The organism is Tenacibaculum aquaeponti, assembly GCF_052084715.1.
Classification (GTDB): domain Bacteria; phylum Bacteroidota; class Bacteroidia; order Flavobacteriales; family Flavobacteriaceae; genus Polaribacter.
This window is the reverse complement of the sequence record NZ_CP197288.1, coordinates 3,261,586-3,283,938: the sequence shown is the minus strand read 5'-3', so window position 1 is coordinate 3,283,938 and position 22,353 is coordinate 3,261,586. Positions and strand designations below refer to the sequence as shown.

The following is a 22,353-nucleotide window of genomic DNA, read 5'->3' as shown; positions in this document are numbered from 1 at the left end:
TAGTGTTTCTTTTTTAATTAAAATATAATTCCTTCAAGTTATTATTGAACAACATATTCCAAATAAAATTTAATGATTGTTAATGATAATATTTTCTTTAAATCCTTTGATAAGTAACCAAATTGGTAATAATAATTGAATAAACGCCATTGGTAACATTAGACTCATACTTATACCGTGACCGAAAATAGAAGACAACATTTCAATAAACATCAGTATTGATGCTATTATTCCGACTAATGAAATCAATTTTGGTACTAATTTAGCAATAAATAAGGTATAGTATAATACAAAAACTGGAAAACAAGAAGTTAATAATGAAAAATAATGTGTCCACCAGTGTTTCTCAGAGAATACTTTTTGAAGAGCATTTAAGGTATCAATATTCTTAATATCACTAGAAACTTTACTAAGTTCTAATAATGAAAACACACTTCCATTATCAATAACAATTGCTATAAAGTTTAACAAAGTAAATGCAAAATAAAGTCTAGCTAAATTGGTGCTATATGTTTTAAAAACTGGAAATAATAATACTGCAATACTAATAGATAAAATTCCACTTAGCATATTTAACAAAGTAGAACTTATTAGTTGATTTTGATGAGTAGCAGTTTCTTTTAAAATATCATCAGATAATAATGGTGCTTGCAAAACTTGATAAACAGTTACTCCTGCAAAAAAAATAAAAAGGAATAAAACACCTACAATTCTTGCAGTTTTTTGATTAGATTTCATAGTTTGTTCATTTGATTAATTAATCAGAAGACGAACTATAAATCAAACTGTTACAATATGAATGAGATTTAACTACTTATTTCTTTTTTGATTTAAAGGAACAGGACGTTCTTGTTTTACTGTTGGTTTTCCATATAAATCAAAATCTCCAGCATCATAAATTTCAACATCAATAAACTCTCCTAATTTAATATAATGTTCTGTTGCATCAACAATAACATCATTATCAACATCTGGCGAATCAAACTCTGTTCTTCCGTAATAATACTCTCCATCTTTTCTATCGAATAAACAACGGAAAGTCTTTCCTATTTTCTCTTGATTCAACTCCCAAGAAATCTGACTTTGAACTTCCATGATTTCATTTACTCTACGGAATTTTACATCTGCAGGAACATCGTCTTCTAAAACATAAGCTCCAGTATTTTCTTCGTGAGAATATTCAAAAGCACCTAAACGCTCGAAACGCATTTCTTCAACCCAATCTTTTAACTCTTGGAATTGCTCTTCTGTTTCTCCAGGATATCCAACAATTAATGTCGTACGAATTGCCATATCTGGAACAAACTCTCTAAACTTATGAATTAAGCTTGTTGTTTTTTCGTGAGTTGTTCCACGTTTCATCGATTTTAAAATCTCTGTATTAATATGTTGTAATGGAATATCTAAGTAATTACAAACTTTAGGCTCTGTTTTCATTACTTCTAATACGTCCATTGGAAACCCTGTTGGGAATGCATAATGCAAACGAATCCATTCAATTCCATCAACTTTTACTAGCTCTCTTAATAAATCTGCTAAAGCTCTTTTCTTATAGATATCTAAACCATAATAGGTTAAATCTTGAGCAATTAACATAATTTCCTTAATTCCATTTGCAGCTAACTTTGTAGCTTCAATCACTAGATCTTCAATTGGTGTAGATTTATGTTTTCCTCGCATTAATGGAATTGCACAAAATGAACATGGACGATCACAACCTTCTGCGATTTTTAAATATGCATAATGCTTTGGTGTTGTTGTTAAACGCTCACCAATTAACTCGTGTTTGTAATCTGCTTCTAATACTTTTAAAAGATTTGGCAAATCGTGTGTACCAAAATACTGATCTACATTAGTGATCTCTTTTTCTAAATCTGGTTTATAACGTTCACTTAAACAACCAGAAACAAAAACTTTATCTACTTCACCTCTTTCTTTTTTTTGCGCATAATGTAAAATTGTATCTACACTCTCTTCTTTGGCTTTACCGATAAAACCACAAGTATTAATAACTACAATATTTCCATCATCTTCTGGATCTTCATGTACAACATTTTTACCATTAGCTTTTAACTGCCCCATTAACACTTCACTATCGTAAACGTTTTTAGAACAACCTAAGGTTACCACATTGATCTTATTTTGTTTTGTAGATTTAGTACGCATCTATCTAAAAATTTAAGGTGTGCAAAATTATGATTTATTCGTCATAAATCACTCATAGTCTTTAGGTAATTTTCTAGCTTTCGATAATTTTTCAAAAGCCATTCCTAATGATAACAATTTAAATTCTGTTTTTGGTAACCCAATGAAAGTTAAATTAATAGGCTCACCTGTTTCTTTATATCCCATCGGGATTGTTAAATTAGGATATTCGGCTACAGCTGAATATGCTGAATGAAAATTATTAATAGAAAGGATTGCATCTAATTTTTCTTCTTCGAACACTTGATAAAAAGAAACTCCTGCCTCTTTCAAATTTAATTTTACTTTCTCAAATTCTTGAGTAGTTGTTGAATCGTTTACTATTCCTTCAAACAATTGCTGACCGTAAGGCGCTCTCAAAATTGAATCTTGCTCATTAAATATGACAAGATCTTTTACTGTTTTTTCTGAAACTTTCTTATCACCTAAATACTTAGATAAATCATGTTTCATATCAATATTTAATAAGGTTAGGAAACCTTGCAAACTTCTTTGTTCTGGTGATATTTCAACAATTGTAGCTCCTGCTGATTTTACCTTATCTATTGTTTTCTTGTAAATAGAATCATTTAATAATGCTTTGAAAACTCCTAACTTTTTCCCTTCTAAACTTTGCTTTTTAAACTGCTTCTCGTTTTCAGTTAATTCAAACGATTTTTCGTCTGATGTATCTTTCCCTAATAAAGCTTTCAAAAGAATATAATTATCTATTACATTTTTTGTCATTGGACCAGGTGTATCTAGTGTACTAGAAATTGGAATTATTCCTGAACGACTTAGCAAACCGATTGTTGGTTTTAGTCCTACAACTGAATTCTGACTTGAAGGTGAAGTTATTGATCCTGCTGTTTCTGTTCCTATAGTAGCTACGGCATAATTTACAGCAGTTGCGACACCACTTCCAGAACTTGAACCTCCTGTTTCAAATATTTTTCTTCCATAAGGATTTAAAGTCTGGCCTCCAATCGCACTATATCCTAACGGACAACCAGTACAAAAATAGTATGCCCATTCGCTTAGATTTACTTTTCCTAAAATTAAAGCTCCATTTGCTTTTAATTGTTTTGTAATAAAAGCATCACTTGTTTTATTATCCTTTAAAGCTAAAGCTCCTGCTGTTGTAGGTAAATTTTCTGTGTTAATATTGTCTTTTAATAGAATAGGCATTCCGAATACCGATTCATTAGAAATATTTTGATCTTTTAATTCTTTATCTTTTTGTTTCGCTTCCTCAATTACTTTAGGATTTAAACTAATAATTGCATTTAAGTATTTTGTGGAATCACTTTCAAACTTTCTAATTCTATACAAATAAAATAGTGTAAGATTTTCATATGTTAACTTCCCATCTTTTATTGATTGCTGAATTGAAGGAATAGATTGTTCGATAATTAATGGCTTTAAACTTTTATAATTTTCTTCTGAAAATTGCTTTAAATCTTTTTGAAAAGGTTTAAAAACTTCATTCATATCCAAAAATTTAGATCGTAGCAGTTTAAACTTCATTCTTGGGTTCTCATGTTCTTGCTGTGCTTTTAATTCAGCAGTTTCATCATAATTTGTAAAGTATTGAATCTCCTTCTCTTCTTCCTTTTTACATCCTATTAAAACTAATATAGCGAGTAGTGTTATTATATTTTTCACGAAGTGGTTTTTAAATTGATTGACTTTATAAAGATATGAATATTTTAAGTCGCTAAAAACTACGTCAAATCAGGTTATTGTGAATATCTTATATTTGAGTTTGGAAATACTATGTTATGATAAAGAAAGTTTTCTTAATATTAATGATCTACTTTTTATTTTTTTCATGTAAAAATGAAGGAGATAAAAAAACATCAACTTTAACGAGTTCTACTTCTGAAAAGACTGTGGAAGCTAAAGAAACTGTAAAACCTATTGAAAATGGCACTACTTTGAAGGATACAATCGTTGAATCTAAAGATTTTCGTATTTCAAAAATTGAAAAAAGTAATGTTGACATTTCTGACAGTCAAAGAACCCTTAACTTATATGATAAAACTGGAAAAGTAATTTCTGCTTTAGAGATTGATGCTGAATTTTATGAAAACGATGCTAAAGTTTTTGAAATTAGGCATCATAATCTAGATAATGTAAATAGAGTTATCACTTTTGATATAGATGAATGCCCTTGTGCTTGTACTATAACTAAAGTTTATATTTTAGAAACTCTTGATCGCAAATATATAAAACTACCTGATGTAACTTTCGATATTGAAGAATTCGGAGAACCAGAATCTTACTATACTTTTGGTAAAAAAAACACCATATATAATACATTAAAAACTTATAAATATTTAGATGGTAAACCAAAAGTTGATCTTATTTTAAGACAAGAAAAACTTACTTGGGGTGGATTGGATATTAAACAAAAACATGATTTATCGCAAGATTTATTAATTACTACAGCCAAAAAAGGACTTGTTGTTCGTGACAAACCTAGTCTTAAAGGAAATAAAATAGGCAAATTCCCTTTTAGAACTCAAATTATTGTACAAGAAGTAACAGATCAAAAGCTAGAACTTTACGATGAAGGAAAAATTATCAAAGGAAACTGGGTTAGAGTAGAAAACTACACTAATAATAACTGGACAATAGGTTATGTTTTTAATGGATTTACTGAAAAAATCTTAAATGAATAAATTAAATCCTTCCATAAAACTTCATACTTATGTAGACACTTTTTTAAGTCTTTGGATTTTTATTTTCACATACTATATAAGACCTTTCGATAGTGGGAATTTTGGAAATTATCTTTGGTGGGAGTTTTTAAGTATTGGATTTAGCTTTATTACTTTTTTAAGCTACTTTATCATTTCGATATTACAAGATTCTATTTATCAAAGATTTGAAAAATGGAACATTGTACTAGAAATTCTATCTATTTTATGTTTTCTTTTTCTGAATTTAATTCTTACTTTCTTGTATTATAAAAGTCCTTTTTTAAATGGAATTTGGTCATTTAATCAGTTCTTTCATGGCAATTTAAAATCAGCTCTAATTTTTATCCCAATTATAATATTTGCAAGAAACCTAACTCTTAAACAACTACCAAAACAGATTAAAGAAACAATAATAGAACAACCTAAATCTATAAATAAAGAAGAGAAAAAAATCACTATAAAAGGTGAATATAAATTAGATATTTTAAAGATTAAAAAGGAAGATTTAATCTGTATTTCTAAATCTCAAAACTATGTTGAAGTCTTTTTTTTAGATCAGAACAATATCAATTCTAAATTAATTAGATCATCCTTAAAAAAAATTCATTCCGATTTCAATTTTCTTACTCAAGTACATCGATCTCATTTGATAAACCCTTCTCATTTTAAATCTTGGAAAAACTCAAATACTATTTTACTTACACAAATTGAAATTCCTGTATCTAAAAGTTTTAAAAACAATCTTAGGTCAATCTGATTTTCGCACCTAAAAACAAACCTTTCGCAACTATCAGCTGTTCTTGTAGACTTTCGTAGTGTACAACCAAATATTTTTATTGCAAAATATTTACATACTATGAGAACACTTTTTGTGCTTAAAGCACTTTTTATTTTTACTTCAATATTTTCTCAAGTCTCTTCTGAATTTTCAAAGGATATGGAAAATGATATTACACATTTTATTGAAAGTAAAAAGCAATTTTATAATTCTCCGAATATTGCTGTAGCCATTACGGATGAAAATAATACAATATATCTAAAACACTTTGGAAATGGAAAGAAAGGAGATCGATATTTAATTGGATCTATGTCTAAATCTTTTACAGCATTACTAATTCTTAAACTTCAAAAACAAGGGAAACTTAATTTGAAAGATCCTGTTTCTAAATACTTAAAATGGTTTCAGTATAAGGATAAAACGAGATCAGACAAAATTACCATCGAGAATTTACTTCGACACACTTCTGGTATTTCGACTGAGTTGGGAAGAACATTTAAAACAAATACTAATTTTAACTATGTAGATTTCTACATCAAAAAACTCAAAAAAATAGAGTTGAAAAACAATTCTAAAATACCTTTTATTTACTCTAATGTTAACTACAGATTATTAGGTTTAATTATTGAAAATATTACAGGTAAAACTTATGATGAATGTTTAAGTGAAATGATTTCTAGCCCGATGAAATTAAATAACACCTCAGGTAAAACAAACACTAACCTTATCGATAGTTATCAATATTTTCTTAAATATCCTATTCTAAAATTCAATAAAGATTTACATTCTAAAGAAGTTCCTTCTGGTTTAATTTCCAGTTCAGCTAATGATATGTCTATTTATCTCCGAAACATTATGAATAGCTACAATAACGACTCTAATACTATTTTAGATTTTAATACTGTCAGACTATTGTTTACTGCAAATGAAAAATCTAATTATGGATTTGGATGGCGAATTGTTAATGATATATTTTACCATTACGGGACAAATAAAAGCTTTGAATCTAGCATGTATATACTACCTTCTATCAATAAGGCTATTGTCGTATTAATTAATTCTAACCAAGCTCCTGATGCGGAAATTATTGATGGTATTGCAAGCATTCTATTAAACCAAAAATTTAATAACAAATCATCTTTCCAATATTATAGAAATTTACCTCTTATTGTTTTTGTTTTGGCTCTTGTCTTTTTGTTCCAATTTTGGAAGTGGAAAAAATTAAAATTTCCTAGACGAGTTTCTTTTAAAATAATCACTAATTTATTTTTATTATTAGGTATTACTTTAAGTGTATCAATTCTTATTATTTTTCCAAAATTAAATGGAGTTTCATTGAAAACAGCTTTACAATTTGATCCATCAACTGGATATAGTTTGATTTTGAGCATTCTTTTCTTAGTTCTTACTTTCTTTTTAATATACTTTAATAAAGCTTGTAAACAGTTAAAAAAATAGCTTCAAAATAAGAAAGCTACTTTTTAAAAAGTAGCTTTCTTATTTTTTGTATACATCCATTATTTGAAGAAACTATCTACAAATTCGTATTTATTAAAGACTTGTAAATCGTCTATTCCTTCTCCTACTCCAATATATTTTACTGGAATTTGAAATTGATCTGAAATTCCAATTACAACTCCACCTTTTGCTGTTCCATCTAATTTAGTAACTGCCAAAGAAGTTACTTCTGTTGCTTTTGTAAATTGTTTTGCTTGTTCAAATGCATTCTGACCTGTTGAGCCATCTAAAACTAATAACACATCGTGTGGAGCGTCTCCTACAACTTTTTGCATTACACGTTTAATCTTCGTCAGCTCATTCATTAAGTTTACTTTATTATGTAAACGTCCGGCCGTATCAATAATAACAACATCTGCCCCTTGGTTCACTCCTGACTGTAAAGTATCAAAAGCTACAGAAGCAGGATCTGATCCCATTTCTTGACGAATAATAGGAACATCAACTCTGTCTGCCCAAACCTGTAGTTGATCTATTGCAGCTGCTCTAAACGTATCTGCCGCACCTAAAACAACTTTTAAGCCTTTCTTTTTAAACTGAGATGCTAACTTACCAATAGTTGTAGTTTTGCCCACTCCATTTACTCCAACAACCATTAAAACATATGGTTTTTTATTCTCTGGAATTGTAAAATCAGTTTCATCTCCAATATTCGTTTCAGAAAGTAAGCCTGCTATTTCTTCACGTAATATTTTATTTAATTCTTCGGTTCCTAGATATTTATCTTTAGCTACACGTTCCTCAATTCTTTCAATAATCTTTAAAGTAGTGTTAACTCCTACGTCAGAAGATACTAAAATCTCCTCAAGATTATCCAACACATCATCGTCTACCTTAGATTTTCCGGCAACCGCTTTAGACAATTTAGAGAAAAAACTTTCTTTAGATTTTTCTAATCCTTTGTCTAAAGTTTCTTTTTTCTCCTTCGAGAATATTTTTTTAAAAAAACTCATAGTTAACAGTTATAATCGTAATAGTTTGGTGTAAAAAATCGTACCAGTATTAAAATACAGCCAAAATGTCATTTTATTTTGCTTTATACCAATACATTTTCTTCAAAAATACATCTTTTTAGCATATACAAAAAAAGCTACTTTCGTAATGAAAGCAGCTTTTTCGTAAACTGTATACAAGAATTACTTTTTTGCTAAAAAGTCGTTAACTTGTGTAGGATCCATAATAGACTCAACAAAAGTATAAGCACCAGACTTTGGCGATTTTACCATTTTGATAGCCTTAGTTAATCTCTTAGAACCTGTTTGTAACGTTGCTACTGATTTCTTTGCCATGACCTACTTATTTTATTTCTTTGTGAACTGTCATCTTCTTTAAGATTGGATTAAATTTCTTTAATTCCATTCTATCAGGAGTATTCTTTTTATTCTTAGTTGTGATGTAACGAGAAGTTCCTGGTTGACCAGAAGCTTTATGCTCAGTACATTCTAATATAACTTGAACTCTGTTTCCTTTTTTTGCCATCTCTCTAATACTTTATCTAGAAGTAATTACTTAGTTAAGAAACCTTTTTCTCTAGCTTCCTTAATTACAGCTGTAATTCCTTTTTTGTTAATGTTTTTTAATGCAGAAGCAGATACTTTTAATGTTACCCATTTATCCTCTTCTGGAATATAGAAACGCTTAGTCATTAAATTAGCGTTGAATTTTCTCTTTGTTCTGTTTAAAGCGTGAGATACATTGTTACCTACCATCGCTTTTTTTCCTGTTAATTCACAAACTCTAGACATCTTCTTGACAGTTTTTGTTGTTATTTCTAAACGAGGTGCAAATATACATATTTTAAACTCAATAAAACAAACTATATAACATTAATTTTACATATTCTTTTTCAACAAGAGCTCTAGAGCCTTATTTACGGTTTTATTTATTACTTTTTCTCTTGGTTGCCCAAAATTAAATTCATGAACTTCAACTTGTTGTTTTGAAGCTATACCTATATATACAACACCAACATCTTTATCATTATGATCTGTTGTTGGTCCAGCATTACCTGTAATTGAAATTGCGTAATCTGTATTTAATTTTTCTAAAGCTGATTTCGCCATTACTTCTGCCACTTCTTTACTAACTACAGAAAAATTATCAATTATAGACTTTGGTACATCTAATAGTTTTTGTTTTAACTCAGAAGTATATACTACAAAACTACCTTTGAAATATGCTGATGAACCAGGAACTGAAATTAAAGATGATGCTATTTTGCCTCCTGTCATACTTTCTGCTGTTCCAATTGTCTTGTTTTTTTCTTTTAAAGAATTCCCTACTAATTTTTCAATTGTTAATCCTTCATCTAATCCAACAATAATATCTGAAATTAAAACTGACAACTTTTTTACTTCTTTATCCAAAGTTTTAGTTACAAAGTCTATATTATCTCCTTTAGCACTTAGTCGTAATCTTACTCTTCCAAAAGATGGTAAATACGCTAACTTAATATGATTTGGTAAATTATTCTCGAAATCTTCGATTTTTTCTGCAATTACACTTTCTCCTTGCCCATAGGTTTGAATTGTCTTATGTAATATATATGGTAACTCAAACTTTTCTTGAATTCGAGGTAAAACTTCATGAGTCATTAATCCTTTCATTTCATAAGGCACTCCTGGTAACGAAATAAATACAGTCTCGTTTTCATAAAACCACATTCCTGGAGCTGTTCCATATCTATTAGGAAGCAACGTTGCTTTTGATGGTAAATGTGCTTGGTATTTTTGTACTTCATTAAAAGGATGATTCACCTTTTTAAACAATCTCTTAATATTCTCTATAACTTCAGGATATTCAACAATTTCATTATCATTAAAGTATTCAGCTATTGTTTTTTTAGTTATATCATCCTTCGTTGGACCTAATCCTCCTGTTATAATGACAATATCTACTCTATCTTGAGCTTCTTCTAAAGCGTTTAAAATATGCTGTTTTTCATCTTGGATTGATGAAATTTGATATACTGATACTCCAATCTTATTTAACTCCTTCCCTATCCACTGTGAGTTTGTATCTACTATTTGCCCTATTAAGATTTCATCTCCAATTGTGATGATTTCTGCTTTCATATGTTTTTATTCTATTTTTGATTTTCAGCAAATTGTATCCTAATTATTTATTAAACTTAGTTGTTTTCTTGTTTCGAAAACATTTCAAGAATACATTTGCAATCAACCAAAGACAAAAATACTCACATATTTTCTAAACGTTTTGTAAAAAATGATTAAAAATCATAAGTAGTAATGTAACTGAATGTGATGTAAATAGTCTTTTCTGAAAAACCAATAATGAAAAACAACTTTGCTTTAATTACGGGAGCTAGTCAGGGACTAGGTTTGGCCTTAGCTAAAGAACTAGCTAAACAAAAATTCAATCTACTTTTAGCTGCGCTTCCTAATGAAAATTTAAGTGACACTTCTAAAAGAATAGCTAACGATTTTAATGTTACTGTTGATTATTTTGAAGCAGACATGACAGAAAAAAGCAATGTTATAGCGCTTGGTGAATGGGCTAATAATTATAATGTATCTATTCTTATTAATAACGCCGGAAGTGGTGGTTCGAAACGTATTACTGAAGTTTCCTTAGAATATATTGAGAAGATTATTCAATTGAATGTAACATCAACTTCAATGCTAACAAAACTTTTACTTCCTAATTTAATCGAAAGTAAAGAAGGATATATTATGAATATTTCTAGCATGGCAGCTTTTAGTCCGATGGGATATAAAACCGTTTACCCTGCATCTAAAAAATTTATCGATCATTTTTCAATGGGACTAAGAGAAGAATTAAAAGACAAAAATGTTTCGGTTACTGTTGTGTATCCTGGACCAATGAAAACAAATGATGAAGTTACTTCACGAATTGAGAGTCAAAGCAAATTTGTAAATCTTGGTGTAGTTGAACTTGATGAAATTGCAAGAATGAGTATTTCTAGAATGTTTAAAGGGAAAAGACGTGTTGTTCCTGGCCGATTAAACAGAGTTAGTAAATTTATTTTAAGCGTTTTACCGTCTAACACTAAAATAAAGATGTTAAGTAACGCCATGAGAAAAGAAATTCAAGCCTAATGAAAGTTTTAGTTACTGGTGCTAATGGTTTATTAGCTACAAATATTATCGCAGTTTTACTTGAAAAAAAGTATCGTGTTATTGGTTTATTACGAAATGAGAACAGTTTTGCTTTACCTGCTCATGAAAATTTAAAACTTCATGTTGGTGATATTACCAAAAACGAATCTTTTGAATCTGTTTTACCAGGAGTTGATTGTATTATTCATGCAGCTGCTCTTACCGGACAAGACATTATAGATTATAATGTATACAAAAACGTAAATGCGACAGCTACAGAGACATTATATAAAAAAGCGTTACAGCATAATATTAAAACCTTTATATATATAAGTACAGCCAATTGTTTTGGTTTTGGAAGTTTAAATGATTTGGGAAATGAAAAGAAACCAATTCGCTTTCCTTTTTCTAAATCATTATATGCAAAAAGTAAATTAGAAGGACAAGAAAGGATTCTTCAACTTGCAAAAGGTAATTCTGAAACAAAACTTGTAACGTTAAATCCAACTTTTATGATTGGATCTTATGACACAAAACCTAGTTCTGGAAGATTAGTTTTAAGTGCACACAATAAAAAAATTATTTTTTACCCTCCTGGAGGAAAAAGTTTTATTAATGTAACCGACGCCGCTAATGCCGTTGTTAACGCTATAGATTTAGGTAAGCATTGTGAGAGTTATATTTTATGTGGAGAAAATTTAAGTTATAAAGAGTTTTATAAAAAGGTTACACTCCAACTCGAACAAAAATCATCTTATGTAAAAATTCCTAAGTTCTTGTTATATGGTATTGGTTACTTCGGAAATTTATTGCGCTTCTTTAAAGTTAAAACAGATATTTCCTTAACTAACGTTCAAACACTTTGCGTGAATAATTATTATTCGAATCAAAAGGCTAAAGAGGAATTAAAACTTGAACAAAACCCTATTGAAAACGGAATTTTAGAAGCTATTAAATGGTTTAAATTGGATTAACCTTCACCTATCTCATTTATAGCTTCTTCAGCTTCAATATTTTTCCCTTTTAACCAGTTTTTCTCCAAAATAAAATGTAATAAAATTGAAGTTAAAACCCCTACTAAAAACGCAATAAGCCTATGTGTTTCAATATCTATATTATTTGAAATCTCACTAAAAAAGGCATATAAAACAGCGTTAACAAGAACTACTCCTACAAAAGCTATAATACCAACTAAAGTATAAACCCATTTATTTTTTTCATATTTCTTGGCAAGCCTATAAAAAGCCCAACCTATAGTTATTAGAATTATGATTAATAAAATGGTTATTAAACTCATTTTACTTTAATTTGAAATGATTGTTTTCCATCTATAGTACCAGTTAAAATATCATTTTCTTCAACTTTACCAACTCCTGCCGGAGTTCCTGTAAAAATAAGATCTCCTTTTTTCAATGTGAAATATTGAGAAACATATGCAATTAATTCATCGATCTTCCATAACATTGAAGATGTGTTTCCGTCTTGAACAACCTCTTCATTCTTTTGTAATTGAAATGATAAATTTTCTAAATCGAAATCTTCTTTTGGAAAAAACTGCCCTACAATTGCACTTCCGTCAAATGCTTTTGCTTTTTCCCATGGCAATCCTTTTTCTTTACATACAGCCTGAACATCTCTGGCTGTAAAATCTATCCCTAAACCAACAGTATCATAATATTTATGAGCAAATTTTGGTGAAATATGTTTTCCTACTTTATTAATTTTTACTAAAACCTCTACTTCGTAATGAATCTCATTAGAAAATGGAGGTATAAAAAAGGGTATGTTTTTAGGAAGTATTGCAGAATCTGGCTTTAAAAAAATTACTGGACTTTCTGGTTTTTCATTCGCTAATTCTTCTATATGCTTTGCATAATTTCTACCAATACAAATTATTTTCATGTGGTTTCTCTACTTAATTTATATAAATACTATTCTCCAGATTCTGGAAAAACAATAGCTCTGTTATCTGAAACAATGATTTGATGTTGTAAATGACACTTTACAGCTTTTGCCAAAACTAATCGCTCAACATCTGCTCCAATTTGCTTTAGTGTTTTCGGAGTACTTTCATGAGTAATTCTTTCTACATCTTGCTCTATAATTGGCCCTTCATCTAAATCAACCGTTGCATAATGCGCAGTTGCACCAATTAACTTCACACCTCTTTCATATGCTCTTTGGTATGGGTTTGCTCCTTGAAAAGCTGGTAAAAAAGAATGATGAATATTGATAATTCGCTGTGGATATTGATTAATAAAATCTTCTGAAAGAATTTGCATGTAACGCGCCATAACAATTAAATCTACATTATGTTCAGATAATAATTGAATTACTTGCGCTTCTTGCTCAGCCTTTGTTTCTTTTGTAATTGGCAAATGATAATAAGGCACACCGAACATATCGGCTATCGGTTTTAACTTATTATGATTACTAATAATTAAACTGATATTACAATCGATTGTTCCTTCTCTTTGTCTTTCTAACAAATCGTATAAACAATGACTTGTATGAGAAACTAGTATTGCTACATTCTGTTTTTCACTATCGTAATGAACCGACCATGTACAATCTAAAACTTTCGCTAGCTTGGAGAATTTATCTTCTAGATCTTTTTTAGAAATCCCAGCATCTTCAGCATCTAAACGAATACGCATATAATAACGATCTGCAATTCCATTTACATACTGCTGACAACTTAATATATTAAAACCTTCTTCATAGAAAAATGAAGTAAACTTTGCGACAAGCCCTTTTTGATCAGGACATTTAATTAGAAATGTTACTATTTGCGATTTCATCAAAAATAATTATTCCTCAAAATTATTAATTTCTATTTTCTTTTCTCTACTATTTTTAATTTCCTTTTCCAATATGCAATATAAAATGATCCGATTATTGTTGGAACAATCCAAAAAACGAAACTTCCTAATCCAATTCCTGCGACAATAAAAGCAGTTACAGAAGCAATAAATGCTCCAACCATTTTGCTTACGTGATTAGACAACCAACCGTTATTTCTAATCTTTTCAAACTTCCTGAAGAATAAAAAATCTCCGATAGATAACGACACTCCAAAACCTCCAAAAAACACAAATAATAGAAAGCCGTTTCCAACAGTTAATAATCCATAAGCTCCAAATAAAATCATACCAGCAGAAATAATTAACATAAAAGCGGATACCGTTTTATCTAAAGTGTTTGCTTTTTCTTTAGTTTTTGATTTGAAAGACAACATTAGTTTACCAGAAATTACCAAATACACAGTAAACAAACCAATTAAAAAGAGAAAAGGATTTTCGTGATTAGGAAGGCATGCAATCACTAAAGAAATTAAACAACTTGTAATCATACTAATTGAAAAAAGTTTTCCTAATTTCTTATGATTGGTATTTCCTTTTTTTACAAGAATACTACCTAAGCCAGATATTAAACCCAAACCACCAAAAAAAGCGTGTATATAAATAAAAATCTTAACTGTTACTTCCATTATTGTTTGATTAATTTTCACCAAACTTAACTGAAGGAAAAACAATTAAGATTTTTTTATTACCGAATTGATTAAAATATAGGATGATTTGTTATTCTCCTAAAATTCTATCTACTATGGAATCCATTTTTTCTCAAAACTTGGCTTTCTTTTTTCTAAGAATGCATCTCTTCCTTCCTTAGCTTCATCTGTCATGTAAGCTAAACGAGTTGCTTCTCCAGCAAAAACTTGTTGCCCAACCATTCCATCATCTGTTAAATTCATAGCAAACTTTAACATCTTGATTGATGTTGGTGATTTTGCTAAAATTTCTTGAGCCCATTCGTAAGCCGTTGACTCTAATTCATCGTGAGGAATCACTGCATTTACCATTCCCATTTCATAAGCTTCTTGAGCAGAATAATTTCTTCCTAAAAAGAAAATTTCTCTTGCTTTTTTCTGCCCTACCATTTTTGCTAAATAAGCAGATCCGTAACCTCCGTCAAAAGATGTTACATCAGCATCTGTTTGTTTAAAAATAGCATGCTCTTTACTTGCTAAAGTTAAATCACAAGTTACATGAAGACTATGTCCTCCTCCAACTGCCCAACCAGGAACAACAGCAATTACCGCTTTTGGCATAAAACGAATTAATCTTTGAACTTCAAGAATATTTAAACGATGATAACCATCTTGTCCAACATAACCTTGATGACCTCTTGCCTTTTGATCTCCTCCTGAACAAAAGCTCCAAATTCCATCTTTAGTAGACGGACCTTCAGCAGATAATAAAACAACACCAATTGAGGTATCTTCGTGAGCATCTCTAAAAGCGTCTAATAATTCAGCTGTAGTATGTGGCCTGAAAGCATTTCTAACATTTGGTCTGTTAAAAGCAATTCTTGCCACACCGTTATGTTTCTTATACGTGATATCTGTATATTCTTTTGCAGTTTTCCAGTCGATGTGCATCATAATTTGAAAAAAAATTCGTTATTTAGGAAAGCAAAAATACTATAATTATAGTTTAGTAGTTCAGTACTAAACAAGAAACACAAAATATGTCGATTAAAAATTTACTTGTATTAACTATCTTATTTATAAATCTCACTATTTTCTCACAAGGAATTACAAATAAAAAAGTAAATTCTGTTGAGTTTAATAGAGATCGTAATATTAAATTATATGTTCCTGAAGAACATGATCGTGATACGATTAGAAAATATCCTATTGCAATTGTTTTAGATGACGATTACCTTTTTGATATTTATGTTGGTAACTCTAAAATATATGCTAATGCAGATTTAACACCGAAACAAATTGTTGTTGGTTTAGATGTAGACTCAAGAAAAAACCAAGATGTTTCTGTAGTTACTAAGAGTGGAAACTTAACCTCTAATGCGAAAAAGTTTTACAACTACATCAAAAAAGAACTGATTCCTTATCTAGAAGCAAATTATAGGACTTCTCCTTATTTAACGATTGTTGGAGATCAGGATGCTGGTAACTTTTTACTTCATTATTTGAAAGAGAAAAATCCAATTTTTAATGCTTACGTTTCTATTTCTCCTCGACTGACTGATCAAACACTTCGCTTGATGAGTACTTTTGATTTGAAACGTTTAGATGAAATTGATAATCAATTTTATTTGTATGTAAGTTCGAATCCATACGAGAAAAAAGAACGTAAAAATTTACACGAACAATTAAAAACAGGTTTAGAAACTTTAAAAACAGAAAAACTTCATATTGCTTTTAATGATTTTAAAGATGAAGCCAATAAACCAACAGCATTAGTAAAAGCTTTACCTGATGCTTTTAGTAATATTTTCGGGTTATATCCTAGAATTTCAAAACAAGAATACGAAGAGAAAATTAAAGATTTAGAACCTTTAGATGCCATTAAATATTTAGAAAAAAAATATTTAGATATTGAATACTTATATGGAACCAATTTAAATGTTCGCTTTGAGGATATTTACGCTATCGAAGGTATTGTAATAGATAAATTAGATGGTGATTACTTGAGGGTTCTTGGAGATTTTGTAATGATTAAACATCCTGAATCTCATTTAGGAGAATACTATGTTGGAAAATTTCATGAAACTGGCAAAAATTACGAACAGGCTCTTTTCTATTACAAAGAAGCATATGGAAAGATGGAACTTTCTGACCGAAATGCTGAAGCGTTCTATGAAAATATAATTCGTATTGAAAACGCCATGAAAAATGCTCCTAAAGAAAATAATTCTCCTTTAGAGGATGATCCTAAAGAAGAAGAAGAAGAAGAAGACAACGAAGAAGATAATAAATAAGCCCATTACTTTTTTAAAAAAATAAAAAGGAGAGTACTCTATACTCTCCTTTTTATTTTTACATATTGTCTCGTCCTGAAATAGCGTTACACAAATTTGTAACCTTATGAACGACAACATTTACCGCAAACGTACTCAGAAAGATTATACGATGAGTTTTAAACTTTCGGTTGTATCGGAAGTAGAAAAAGGCGAATTAACCTACAAACAAGCTCAACTTAAATATGGGATTCAAGGAAGAAGTACTGTTTTAGTATGGTTGAGAAAATATGGTAACTTTGATTGGACTGATCAAACACCATCTAATATGCCAAAATCACCAGAACAAAAATTATTAGAGTTAGAGCAAAAATTACGTCAATTAGAAAAGCAAAACAATCGTTTAAAAGCTCAAGCAGCAGCATCAGAGAAGAAAGCGATACTGTTTGATATGATGATTGATTTAGCTGAGAAAGAGTATAATATTCCTATTAGAAAAAACTCCAAAACCGAGTAATTGATATGTTTGTTTTACAAAAGAAAGAAAGTATTTCTTCTACCTGTAAATTACTTGGGTTTAGCAGACAGGTCTATTATCGAGCTAACTATAGAGTTAAGAAATCTCAATCAATAGCCAATAAGGTTGTTGAATTGGTTAAGCGTGTAAGAATGGAACAACCAAGTATTGGGACAAGAAAACTGTATTATCTTCTTTCGGAGGAATTAAGCAGTTTAGCTGTTGGAAGAGATCGATTATTTGATATTTTACGAGCTAATAAACTATTGATAAAACGACAAAAGAGTTATCACATTACAACCAACTCTCATCATCGTTTTAGAAAACATACTAATCTTATTGAAAATCTGGAAATAAATAGACCAGAACAAGTATGGGTAGCAGATATTACATATTTAGGCAATCGTAAGAACCCTATGTATTTATCATTAATTACAGATGCATATTCTAAGAAAATCATAGGATATCATTTGGATAAAACTTTAGAAGTAAGCTCAACGGTAAAAGCCTTGGAGATAGCTATGAAAAATAGAGTATATCCAGAGAAGGAACTTATCCATCATTCAGATAGAGGATTGCAGTACTGTAGTAACATCTATCAAAATATTTTATCAAAACATAATATTAAATGTAGTATGACAGAATCATACGATCCATATCAAAATGCGATAGCTGAACGGGTTAATGGAATCTTAAAACAAGAGTTCTTTATTGCTACCACAAATCTAGATATTAAGATAATGAAGAAAATAGTAAAGCAATCAATAACTATTTATAACTCTAAAAGACCGCATTGGTCATGTCATTTTAAAACTCCTAACCAGGCACATCAACAAAATAAAATGAAGATAAAATCATATCGAAAAAAAACATCATCTAAAGCTATAGCTTTAGATGATGTTTAATATATTTAATCAATAAATAACTGTAACGGTTATTTAGGACTAGTCATATAATATAATCAATTACTTCATTGGTATCCTCCAAGAAACTCCTGTACTTACGGTTAAAAATTTATTTGCACTTATTCCATGCCCAACAAGAAAATCGATTAAAAGATTTTTATTTAACAAATAAGAGGTTCCTCCATTTACACTTAAATTAAAATTAGTATCACTAAACTTATCATAACCCCCAAAAGGCTCAACAAAAATAGTCCATTGATCATCTAAACCATAAGAAAAATTCAATGTGTACACCCCTTGAAACTGTACAACTTCACTTGTTTTTGGATTTCCTTCTCCGTCTACACCTATTCTTGTTGAAGGTTCTAAATCCACATTAACCCCAAGGTTTGCTGTAATATTTAAACCTCCATAAAATTGATGGTTAAAAATAAATAACGCTGTAGAAGAAGGTTTAATTAAAGAATTATTAGAAAAATTAAAATTTACAAAAAAAGCAGAAGAAGGCATCATCGTATCTCCTTCAAAAATATTGAATTTAGCCCCTAGATTATAAGATACTAAATCCGAGTTTGAGAAATCATAACTTACCCCTCCATTAATCTCTATCTTCTCAGTAATTCCATATCTTAAAAAAGGATTAGATGAAAACACCTCTAAATTATCCGAATAATCTAAACCCAATTCTACTTGCCCAACATTTTTACCGACTGTAAAAACACTAATTGCGTTGCCTGGTCTTCCTGAATCAATATTTTCTTGAAATTGCGCATAAGAAATTGACAATGTAAATATCATTACAATTGTGAAAACAACATTTTTCATAACACTAAAATTTATTTCTTTTTTATTAACTTAACTCTATCTTCTAAAAACTGAATTCTTCTTTGTTTATACAAACTTCCTATAGCTTTTTTAAAAGCCTTTTTACTCATTTGTAAATGAAATTTTATAGATTCAGGTGAACTTTTATCAGTTAACATTAACTCTCCTTTCTCCTCTAATTTTCTTAATACCTTTTCTACATCTTCATCGATTACATTTTTAAACCCCTGAGGTCTAAGAGAGACATCGATTTTCTCATCCTCTCTAATCTTTTTTATGTAACCAAATGTTTTCATTCCTTCTTCTACATCAGAAAAAACTTCATTATTGTATAATAAACCTTCATAGGTTTCGTTAATTAAAACTGTATACCCAAGATCTGTTTGAACTCCGATAATTAAATCTACTTTATCTCCTTCCTGTAATTCCATTATAAATTTTTAAAATATGATTTTAATATTGTATCGTTTTTATTAGATGGTGTGAAAATTTCTAAAATCTTAGGTTTTTCACTTTTCTCATAAAAACTATTTAACTCACTCTCTACACCATTTAATGACGAAGCGCTAGAGTACTCTAAGTTATACATTTTAGCCAAATGTTCTGCTGTTAAATTGTGTGGTGTTTCAAAATAACGTAATGCATTCGTAGATTTAGGACCTGGTATAATTTTAAAAATCCCTCCTCCTGAATTATTAATTAGAATGATCCTAAAGTTTGATGGGATATAATTATTCCATAATGCATTACTATCATAGAAAAAACTTAAATCTCCAGTAATTAAAACTGTATTTTTACCGTCTACCACTGCAGCTCCAATTGCTGTTGACGTACTCCCATCTATACCGCTTGTGCCTCTATTACAAAACACTCTTAAGCTAGTATTTACATCATACAATTGCATGTAACGAATAACCGCACTATTACTGACCTGTACTTGAGACGAATCTGGCAAAGTGTCTAAAATATTTTTAAAAACCCTAAAATCTGAATATTCAGCTTTTTCAATAAAATTTTGATGCGCAATTTGTCTTTGAGTTTTTTCTTGCACCCATTTTTTTTGATAACCACTATATTCTTTAATTCGAACTTTCGTCTTTAAAGTTTTAAAAAAATCAACTGAATCTTCTTTTATATACTTTGACAAGCAGAAATATGTATCCATTTCCACCAGTTTATCTACATGCCAGTGATGTTTAGGTTGGTATTTTCTTAAAAACTGCTTTATTCTTTTAGAAATAACCATTCCTCCTAAAGAAATTAACAAATCGGGCTGTAAATCTTTAAACTCTTTTTCTTCAAGTTTAGTTATTAATTGATCTATTGAGTTGATAAATTTGGGATGACTTACATTTGAAGTAGTTTCTGTAAAAACCAAAACAGAAGTATCTTCTACAAAATACTTTAATAATTCTTGAAGACTTTCATTTGGATAATTAACACCAACTAAAATCAACTTCTTTTCTGAAGTGTTCCAAATATCAATAAGTTCAGTATCCAAGTCATATTTTTCTTTTATATTATTACTTTTTGACTTGAACTCAAAATCTTCTAATTCATTGACAGTTCTATAAATTGGTTCATTAAATGGCACATTAATATGTATTGGTCCACTTTCTGAAATACAAGTAAAAATAGCTTTTTCTACTTTTTCTTTATTATACTCTACGTTACTTTCACCTTCAATAAGATTTGCAGAATATAAAATATGATTCTTAAACACGTTTTCTTGACGAATTGTTTGTCCGTCTCCAATATCAACAAGATGTTTAGGTCTATCTGCAGAAATTACCAACAAAGGAATTCTACTGTAAAAAGCTTCAGTAATTGCTGGATAATAATTCAACAAGGCAGAACCAGATGTACAAACAATGGCCACAGGCTTTCGAGTTTGCTGTGCCATTCCTAAAGCAAAAAAAGCTGCACAACGCTCATCTACTACACTAAACGTTTCAATCTCATCAACATTTGAAAACCCAATTGTTAATGGTGCATTTCTCGAACCTGGAGAAATCACAACCTTATCAATATCATAATATTGACAAGCTCTTATTACTAACTGTGCAAGTTGTTTTTCTGGATACATTAGTCTGCAAAAATATTACTAAAAAAGAAAATCCACACTATATGTGTGGACTTCTTAATTATTTATACTAAATATTATTTAGTTACCTTTTTTGTAGTCTGCTAAAAACTTTTCTAAACCGATAGTTGTTAAAGGATGATTTAATAATCCTTCAATAGCTTTTAAAGGCCCTGTCATTACATCTGCTCCAATTTTAGCACAATCGATCACATGCATTGTGTGACGTACAGAAGCAGCTAAGATTTCAGTCTCAAACATGTAGTTATCATAAATTTGACGAATTTCAGCAATTAAATTTAACCCATCTGTAGAAACATCATCTAAACGTCCTATAAAAGGAGAAACATATGTTGCCCCAGCTTTAGCTGCCAATAAAGCTTGACCAGCTGAAAACACTAACGTAACATTTGTTTTAATTCCTTTATCAGAAAAATACTTACACGCTTTTACTCCATCAGCAATCATTGGTAATTTAACAACAATTTGAGGATGTAAAGCAGCTAAAGCTTCACCTTCTTTAACCATTCCTTCAAAATCTGTAGCAATCACTTCAGCAGATACATCACCATCAACGATTTCGCAAATTGCTTTGTAATGGTTTTTTATATTCTCTTCACCTGTAATTCCTTCTTTCGCCATTAACGAAGGATTTGTTGTAACTCCATCTAAAATACCTAGAGCCTGAGCTTCACGAATTTGATCTAAATTTGCTGTATCTATAAAAAATTTCATTGATTTTTTTGTTTTATTGTTGTGTTTCGCGCAAAACTACAATTTTATACCATTTTAAAATAAAGTTCCTAAATTATTTTTATTAAAAAACAACAACTTAATAACCCAATCTTTTAAAACAAAACAAACAGCTCTTATTAAGAAGCTGTCTGTTTGTAGTAAAGGAGGATTTACTAATTCAAATTATTTACATTGCAAAACTATTTCATTTACCAATGAATTATGTAAAATAAACATTACAAAAACGATTTAGCTTTACTT

24 protein-coding genes are annotated in these 22,353 nt (G+C 29.6%); 7 read left to right on the top strand and 17 right to left on the bottom strand.

The window, feature by feature from the left end; all coding sequences use genetic code 11:
• Positions 1-69 precede the first annotated feature (69 nt).
• The 3 genes from ACSIGC_RS14985 to ACSIGC_RS14975 all read right to left on the bottom strand — a co-directional run bounded on the left by ACSIGC_RS14985 (position 70) and on the right by ACSIGC_RS14975 (position 3,849).
• Positions 70-738: a DUF4386 domain-containing protein gene (locus tag ACSIGC_RS14985; protein ID WP_442265587.1), complete on the bottom strand. Its 669-nt coding sequence runs from the start codon at positions 736-738 to the stop codon at positions 70-72.
• Positions 739-810: 72 nt separating this feature from the next.
• Positions 811-2,166 carry a 30S ribosomal protein S12 methylthiotransferase RimO gene (rimO, locus tag ACSIGC_RS14980; RefSeq protein ID WP_442265586.1) on the bottom strand — a complete coding sequence of 452 codons (1,356 nt, stop codon included), beginning with the start codon at positions 2,164-2,166 and terminating at the stop codon, positions 811-813.
• Positions 2,167-2,214: 48 nt separating this feature from the next.
• Positions 2,215-3,849 carry an amidase family protein gene (locus tag ACSIGC_RS14975; protein WP_442265585.1) on the bottom strand — a complete coding sequence of 545 codons (1,635 nt, stop codon included), beginning with the start codon at positions 3,847-3,849 and terminating at the stop codon, positions 2,215-2,217.
• Positions 3,850-3,965: 116 nt separating this feature from the next.
• Between ACSIGC_RS14975 and ACSIGC_RS14970 the strand changes: the two genes are divergently transcribed.
• From ACSIGC_RS14970 to ACSIGC_RS14960, 3 genes are all read left to right on the top strand, one after another.
• Entirely contained in the window at positions 3,966-4,868 is a 903-nt protein-coding gene (locus ACSIGC_RS14970) for an SH3 domain-containing protein (protein WP_442265584.1), read from the top strand.
• The gene (locus ACSIGC_RS14965) at positions 4,861-5,646 is read left to right on the top strand and encodes a LytTR family transcriptional regulator DNA-binding domain-containing protein (protein WP_442265583.1); all 786 of its coding nucleotides are present in this window, start codon (positions 4,861-4,863) and stop codon (positions 5,644-5,646) included. The genes ACSIGC_RS14970 and ACSIGC_RS14965 overlap by 8 nt, the downstream gene beginning before the upstream one ends.
• A 99-nt stretch (positions 5,647-5,745) precedes the next feature.
• A complete protein-coding gene (locus tag ACSIGC_RS14960; protein WP_442265582.1) occupies positions 5,746-7,125 on the top strand; it encodes a serine hydrolase in 1,380 nt (459 codons plus the stop codon).
• Positions 7,126-7,184: 59 nt separating this feature from the next.
• Here ACSIGC_RS14960 and ftsY read toward each other — a convergent pair whose 3' ends face one another.
• The 5 genes from ftsY to ACSIGC_RS14935 all read right to left on the bottom strand — a co-directional run bounded on the left by ftsY (position 7,185) and on the right by ACSIGC_RS14935 (position 10,259).
• Positions 7,185-8,138, bottom strand: coding sequence for a signal recognition particle-docking protein FtsY (gene ftsY, locus ACSIGC_RS14955; RefSeq protein WP_442265581.1), 954 nt, complete (start codon positions 8,136-8,138; stop codon positions 7,185-7,187).
• 183 nt (positions 8,139-8,321) lie between these two features.
• Positions 8,322-8,474 carry a DUF4295 domain-containing protein gene (locus tag ACSIGC_RS14950; protein ID WP_442265580.1) on the bottom strand — a complete coding sequence of 51 codons (153 nt, stop codon included), beginning with the start codon at positions 8,472-8,474 and terminating at the stop codon, positions 8,322-8,324.
• Between the two features lie 7 nt (positions 8,475-8,481).
• Positions 8,482-8,664, bottom strand: coding sequence for a 50S ribosomal protein L33 (gene rpmG, locus ACSIGC_RS14945; RefSeq protein WP_013070733.1), 183 nt, complete (start codon positions 8,662-8,664; stop codon positions 8,482-8,484).
• Between the two features lie 26 nt (positions 8,665-8,690).
• Positions 8,691-8,930 carry a 50S ribosomal protein L28 gene (gene rpmB / locus ACSIGC_RS14940; protein WP_075344434.1) on the bottom strand — a complete coding sequence of 80 codons (240 nt, stop codon included), beginning with the start codon at positions 8,928-8,930 and terminating at the stop codon, positions 8,691-8,693.
• 87 nt (positions 8,931-9,017) lie between these two features.
• The gene (locus ACSIGC_RS14935; protein WP_442265579.1) at positions 9,018-10,259 is read right to left on the bottom strand and encodes a competence/damage-inducible protein A; all 1,242 of its coding nucleotides are present in this window, start codon (positions 10,257-10,259) and stop codon (positions 9,018-9,020) included.
• Positions 10,260-10,478: 219 nt separating this feature from the next.
• On the opposite strand from ACSIGC_RS14935, the gene ACSIGC_RS14930 reads away from it, so the two are divergent.
• Positions 10,479-11,264, top strand: coding sequence for an SDR family NAD(P)-dependent oxidoreductase (locus ACSIGC_RS14930; protein ID WP_442265578.1), 786 nt, complete (start codon positions 10,479-10,481; stop codon positions 11,262-11,264).
• Positions 11,264-12,238, top strand: coding sequence for an NAD-dependent epimerase/dehydratase family protein (locus ACSIGC_RS14925; RefSeq protein ID WP_442265577.1), 975 nt, complete (start codon positions 11,264-11,266; stop codon positions 12,236-12,238). The genes ACSIGC_RS14930 and ACSIGC_RS14925 overlap by 1 nt, the downstream gene beginning before the upstream one ends.
• Here the strand turns inward: ACSIGC_RS14925 and ACSIGC_RS14920 are convergent.
• The 5 genes from ACSIGC_RS14920 to ACSIGC_RS14900 all read right to left on the bottom strand — a co-directional run bounded on the left by ACSIGC_RS14920 (position 12,235) and on the right by ACSIGC_RS14900 (position 15,708).
• Entirely contained in the window at positions 12,235-12,561 is a 327-nt protein-coding gene (locus ACSIGC_RS14920; RefSeq protein WP_442265576.1) for a hypothetical protein, read from the bottom strand. The two genes, ACSIGC_RS14925 and ACSIGC_RS14920, sit on opposite strands and share 4 nt — an antisense overlap.
• The gene (locus tag ACSIGC_RS14915) at positions 12,558-13,166 is read right to left on the bottom strand and encodes a fumarylacetoacetate hydrolase family protein (RefSeq protein ID WP_442265575.1); all 609 of its coding nucleotides are present in this window, start codon (positions 13,164-13,166) and stop codon (positions 12,558-12,560) included. Before ACSIGC_RS14915 ends, ACSIGC_RS14920 begins: the two co-directional genes overlap by 4 nt.
• A 29-nt stretch (positions 13,167-13,195) precedes the next feature.
• Positions 13,196-14,065, bottom strand: coding sequence for a formyltetrahydrofolate deformylase (gene purU / locus ACSIGC_RS14910; protein ID WP_442265574.1), 870 nt, complete (start codon positions 14,063-14,065; stop codon positions 13,196-13,198).
• Between the two features lie 32 nt (positions 14,066-14,097).
• Positions 14,098-14,754 (bottom strand): hypothetical protein, encoded by a 657-nt coding sequence (locus ACSIGC_RS14905; RefSeq protein ID WP_442265573.1) that lies wholly within the window; start codon positions 14,752-14,754, stop codon positions 14,098-14,100.
• 114 nt (positions 14,755-14,868) lie between these two features.
• Positions 14,869-15,708, bottom strand: coding sequence for a 1,4-dihydroxy-2-naphthoyl-CoA synthase (locus tag ACSIGC_RS14900; protein ID WP_095073879.1), 840 nt, complete (start codon positions 15,706-15,708; stop codon positions 14,869-14,871).
• 86 nt (positions 15,709-15,794) lie between these two features.
• Here ACSIGC_RS14900 and ACSIGC_RS14895 point away from each other — a divergent pair, with 86 nt between their 5' ends.
• Together ACSIGC_RS14895 and ACSIGC_RS14890 are read left to right on the top strand one after the other, a co-directional pair.
• Positions 15,795-17,048: an alpha/beta hydrolase gene (locus ACSIGC_RS14895; protein ID WP_442265572.1), complete on the top strand. Its 1,254-nt coding sequence runs from the start codon at positions 15,795-15,797 to the stop codon at positions 17,046-17,048.
• A 106-nt stretch (positions 17,049-17,154) separates the two neighbouring features.
• A protein-coding gene (locus ACSIGC_RS14890; protein ID WP_442265571.1) for an IS3 family transposase occupies positions 17,155-18,449 on the top strand; the annotation gives its coding sequence in 2 pieces (ribosomal slippage) (positions 17,155-17,521 and positions 17,521-18,449; 1,296 coding nt in all).
• A 60-nt stretch (positions 18,450-18,509) separates the two neighbouring features.
• Here the strand turns inward: ACSIGC_RS14890 and ACSIGC_RS14885 are convergent.
• The 4 genes from ACSIGC_RS14885 to fsa all read right to left on the bottom strand — a co-directional run bounded on the left by ACSIGC_RS14885 (position 18,510) and on the right by fsa (position 22,092).
• Positions 18,510-19,274 (bottom strand): transporter, encoded by a 765-nt coding sequence (locus ACSIGC_RS14885; RefSeq protein ID WP_442265570.1) that lies wholly within the window; start codon positions 19,272-19,274, stop codon positions 18,510-18,512.
• An 11-nt stretch (positions 19,275-19,285) separates the two neighbouring features.
• Positions 19,286-19,705, bottom strand: a complete 420-nt coding sequence (locus ACSIGC_RS14880; protein WP_442265569.1) for a DNA-binding protein — start codon at positions 19,703-19,705, stop codon at positions 19,286-19,288.
• On the bottom strand, positions 19,705-21,360 hold the full coding sequence (menD, locus tag ACSIGC_RS14875) for a 2-succinyl-5-enolpyruvyl-6-hydroxy-3-cyclohexene-1-carboxylic-acid synthase (RefSeq protein ID WP_442265568.1): 1,656 nt from the start codon (positions 21,358-21,360) through the stop codon (positions 19,705-19,707). Before menD ends, ACSIGC_RS14880 begins: the two co-directional genes overlap by 1 nt.
• A gap of 78 nt (positions 21,361-21,438) precedes the next feature.
• Positions 21,439-22,092 carry a fructose-6-phosphate aldolase gene (gene fsa, locus ACSIGC_RS14870; RefSeq protein WP_442265567.1) on the bottom strand — a complete coding sequence of 218 codons (654 nt, stop codon included), beginning with the start codon at positions 22,090-22,092 and terminating at the stop codon, positions 21,439-21,441.
• Positions 22,093-22,353: the final 261 nt, after the last annotated feature.